This window comes from Roseburia sp. AM23-20 (genome assembly GCF_003470905.1).
Taxonomy (GTDB): Bacteria; Bacillota; Clostridia; order Lachnospirales; family Lachnospiraceae; genus Roseburia; species Roseburia rectibacter.
The window spans coordinates 369-4,769 of sequence record NZ_QRHS01000052.1 but is presented as its reverse complement, the minus strand read 5'-3'; the positions used below and the strand labels follow the sequence as shown (position 1 = coordinate 4,769).

Annotated in this window: 3 protein-coding genes; all 3 read left to right on the top strand. The window is 43.3% G+C overall.

The annotated features are described in order from the left end of the window. Window positions 1–169: 169 nt before the first annotated feature. Window positions 170–670 (top strand): MarR family winged helix-turn-helix transcriptional regulator, encoded by a 501-nt coding sequence (locus DW650_RS19070; protein ID WP_117922676.1) that lies wholly within the window; start codon window positions 170–172, stop codon window positions 668–670. After that, window positions 663–2,483, top strand: coding sequence for an ABC transporter ATP-binding protein (locus tag DW650_RS19065; RefSeq protein ID WP_241070697.1), 1,821 nt, complete (start codon window positions 663–665; stop codon window positions 2,481–2,483). Before DW650_RS19070 ends, DW650_RS19065 begins: the two co-directional genes overlap by 8 nt. A 79-nt stretch (window positions 2,484–2,562) precedes the next feature. Next, entirely contained in the window at window positions 2,563–4,224 is a 1,662-nt protein-coding gene (locus DW650_RS19060; protein WP_118210865.1) for an ABC transporter ATP-binding protein, read from the top strand. Window positions 4,225–4,401 lie beyond the last annotated feature (177 nt).

The window sequence follows — 4,401 nt, the reverse complement described above, 5'->3', positions numbered from 1 at the left end:
TTCGTACAACGGAACAAAACGAGTCCCGGCTTGATGCAATTTGCCAATCGAAAACCCCCAGAACCACCCTACACAAGGAAACTCATGTCACCCACAAACCAACATTTGTCAGGGCAGTTTATATGATGATAATTCAATTTTGCAGATAATTGGAAAAAGGAGACCAACAATGGATGAAACAGGAAGAAAAATCACAAAAATAGCGCGTGAGGCATCTAAATTTACACTAAAAATGATGAAAGAAGAGGGAATCGGAACAGCAGAATTTGATTTCATCCATTTTATCAGGCACAATCCAGGTGTCACACAGGCAAAAGTCATAGAACAGTTAAAGATTGACAAAGGAGCAGCCGCAAGGCGCGCAGCAAGTTTAGAGAGCAAAGGCTATCTTTACCGGAAACCAAACCCTAAGGATGGCAGAAGTCAGCTTTTGTATGCAACAGAGAAAGCAGAACAATTAAAAAATTCAAAGGCACATATTGAGAGTGTGTTTTATGAATGGCTGTTAGCAGAGCTGCCGGAAGACGAGAAAGTACCATTTCTGAAAACGTTAGATAAGATTTACTGGAGATCTAAGGAGCAGCGGAGAGCAGAGTTTAAAGATGTGTCAAAACTTGTGGAAACAGGGGAAAGTGACATGGCAGAAATGGATGGTGAGACGGATGAGTGATAATTGTGGCAGAGAAAGCAATGGAAAAGAAATAAGTGGATTTCAGGCGGATCGGGTTATTTCTTATTTTAAAATGGAGTGGCAGGTTCTTCTTGCAGTGACAGTTTCCGGACTGATCTATAATTTAGGACTTCTTGCAGGACCATGGTTTGAGGGAAAAATGGCGGGATGTCTGGTGGATATCCTTAGAGGCAGAGCAGGGTTTCCTGACATGGAAAAACTGGTTGCAGCATATGTGATCGCGATTGTGGTAGTACAGAGTTCGAGATATATCAAGCGTTTTTATGTGAGACGTTTTGCAAATAATGTCAACCGGCGCATGAAGCATGTGCTCTATAACAGTCTTGTGCATAAAAGCAGGGCAGAACTTGAGGAGGAAGGTGCCGGAAATGTCATGACAAAGGCAATCCTTGATGTGGATGACTGTGCGGAGGGTATGCGGAAATTTACCACGGAAATATTTGATACCGGAGTGGCGCTGCTTGCATATGCCGGAATGTTACTCTTTTATGACTTTAGACTTGCTGTTTTAAGTATGCTGTTTCCCCCGGTTTCTTATTTTCTGGCTGAAAAAATGAAAGAAATCGTACAGCGGACGGGGGCGGCTTATAAGGAGCAGTCCGGGATTTTAAGTGCAGCTACCTTAGACCGGGCGTCAAATGCGATTACTTACCGTGTTTATGGCTGTGAGCAGGAGCGAAAAGATTCTTATGAAAAAAATCTGTCAGCATATGAAAAATCTGCAGTGCGGGTAAATATCTGGAGTGCGGCATTTCCACCGGTCTACCGTGTTATTTCTATGGCAGGTGTTCTATTTATTTTATATTTTGGAAGTAAAAACGTACTTGGAAACGGATGGAGATCCTGGGACGTGGCAGCATTTACCACCTTTCTTACCTGTTTTACCAAACTTTCCGTTAAATCATCAAGTGCGGCAAAACTTTTTAATGCAGTCCACAAGGCACAGGTCTCCTGGAAGCGGATCAAACCTCTCATGAAATGTGTTGAAAATGATGGCGAAAGCAGTGTTCAAAAGCCGGAAAAACTTGAAGTTTCCCATTTGGGTTTTGCATATCCGGGTGGAACAGATATCTATGAGGATATTACTTTTTCGGCACAGCCGGGACAGATCATCGGTGTTACCGGGGCAGTTGCATCCGGCAAATCGACATTTGGCAAGACGTTTCTGTGTGAATATCCTTATAAGGGAAGCATCCGTTTTGCTGGTGATGAGTTAAGTAAAATGGAAAATTCTGTACTGACCGGGACAGTGGGATATTTAGGTCATGATCCGGAATTATTTGATGACAGTATAAAAAATAATATTCTGTTAGGGGAGGATAAGGATGCCGCCGTTTATCTGAAGGCAGTGTGCTTTGATAAAGAAGTGGCTGAGATGGAACAGGGAATGGATACAGTTGTGGGAAATGGAGGAGTCAGACTTTCCGGTGGTCAGGCGAAACGTCTGGCACTTGCGAGAACCCTGTGTCATAAGAGACCAGTGCTGATCTTAGACGATCCCTTTTCTGCGCTTGACCGGAATACAGAGCAGGAAGTGTATGCGAACTTAAAGATGATGGCTTCAGACAGTATTGTAATCCTGTTATCACACAGACTTTATCTGTTCCCGGAAATGGATCAGGTAATCTGGATGGAACATGGGCATGCTGCGGTTGGCACGCATGAAGAGATAATGAAAAAATATCCGGAATATGCAAAACTTTATGAGGAGCAGACGAAGAGCAGTACAGTAGAAAACGGAAAGTCAGAAAAAGAAAAGCTTCTGACAGAACAAGTACAGGTATGTGAATAAAATTTTCAACTTAAAAAGAAAACGATAGACAGAAATGAGCCGGAGCAGAGAAATGCAGCGGAGAAAGGGGATATGCGGGATGCATAGCGAGACACAAAGTAAAACACATGGCAGTAAAAATGTAGGAAGCGTGATGCTTCGGACGATAAAAAAACAAAAATGGCTTTCTATCGGAATTGTGTGTGCAGTTGTTGGTGCAATTCTGACAGCACTCCTGCCACCGCTTATTCTTGGAAATATCATAGATAGTATGACAGCGGGAAATGCAGTATCATTTTACCTTATTTTATTATATTTTGGTTTTACTTTGCTCACAGGATTGCTGGAAAGTTCAAGAGAGGGACTGTTAGTTGTGTTTGGACAAAAGATCACGCACGCACTCAGAAGCAGTCTGATGGATAAATATACAGTTCTGACAGCGGATGCGCTGACACATCAGGAGCCTGGAGCAGTGGTTTCCCGGTTTGTAGGGGATGTTGATACGGTAGAAAATCTGTTTACATCAGGGATCATCAGCATGTTTGCGGACGCGTGCAAGATCATCAGTATTCTTGCAGTCATCTGGTTTAAAAACCGCGGACTTGCCATTGTACTGGTGGTATTGCTGCCATTTCTGTTCTGGTTTACGCGCATTGTGCAGAAAAATATGCTGGCAGCGCAGATCGAGAACCGGCGTGCCGTAAGCCGTGCATCTGGTCATGTGCCTCAGACGCTTCACAATATAAGAACAATCCGTAATCTTGGCAGGGAAAACTATATGGCAGAGTGTTATAACACTTATATCGGGGAAAGTTACCGTGCCATGGAGCGGACAAATTTTTATGACGCGATCTATTCTCCGGTTATTTTGATCTTAAATGCCGTGGTTGTGGCAGTTGTTATGTTACTTTCAGCGTCCGGCAATGCAAACGTATTAAATCTGTTTGGAATGTCAGCCGGTACAGCAGTTGCTGTCATGAATTATATTTCACAGATATTTTCCCCGGTGGAGAGTCTTGGTATGGAAATCCAGACGATACAGTCCGCGATAGCAGGCGTGCACAGGATCAATGAATTTTTCTGTCTGAAAGAACTTTCGGACAAAACAGGATACATAAAAGAAAATCTGCAAAAAGCAGATACGGCTTTTGTAAGTTTTGAAAATGTAACATTTGCCTATGAAGAACAAAATGTGATAGATAACCTTAGTTTTGAGGTGAAAGAAGGAGAACAGGTCACACTTTCCGGTCGCACCGGTGCAGGAAAAAGTACGATATTTAAGCTGCTGTTAGGACTATATGAACCAAAGACCGGCAGTGTACAAATTCAGGGAAAGCCGGCAAAAGATATCCCGGACACAGAAAAACGTCACCTTTTCGGCTATGTAGAGCAGTCTTTCCATATGGTTCCGGGAACTGTAAAAGAGCAGATCACACTGTATGATCCGTCTATTACCATGGAGGATGTCCGTGCGGCTGCAAAAATGACAGGACTTGATGATACGATCATGAGCTTAGAACATGGGTATGATACACCGTGTTCGGATGGAATTTTCTCGCAGGGGCAATGGCAGCTTTTGTCGATCGCCCGCGCAGCGGCGGCAAAACCGAAACTGCTTCTTTTAGATGAGATCACAGCAAATCTGGATGCACAGACAGAAAAAGAGGTTTTGCAGGCGTTAAAACGTGTCAGTGAGAACCGGACTGTGATATCTATCTCGCATAGAGTGAATGCGACAACGGGCAGAGTGATTGAAATCTGATAAACAACCCGCCCAATGCTGGTTTGTTTATGAAATAAATCATCTCCCCAAATGGTGTATCGTAGGCTTGTGATTGGCATCTTGCGCAAAGCCGGAGTAATTTTTGTTCCGTTGTACGAAAATAAGAAAAGTCTAGGTATGCCTGAATTAGATTTTCGCGGAGTGACGTGAACGGCA

What these genes read in the sequence shown, in the direction of transcription:
- DW650_RS19065 (WP_241070697.1), top strand. Translation starts at nt 663, where the DNA reads ATGAGTGATAATTGTGGCAGAGAAAGCAATGGAAAAGAAATAAGTGGA.
- DW650_RS19070 (WP_117922676.1), top strand. Translation starts at nt 170, where the DNA reads ATGGATGAAACAGGAAGAAAAATCACAAAAATAGCGCGTGAGGCATCT.
- DW650_RS19060 (WP_118210865.1), top strand. Translation starts at nt 2,563, where the DNA reads ATGCATAGCGAGACACAAAGTAAAACACATGGCAGTAAAAATGTAGGA.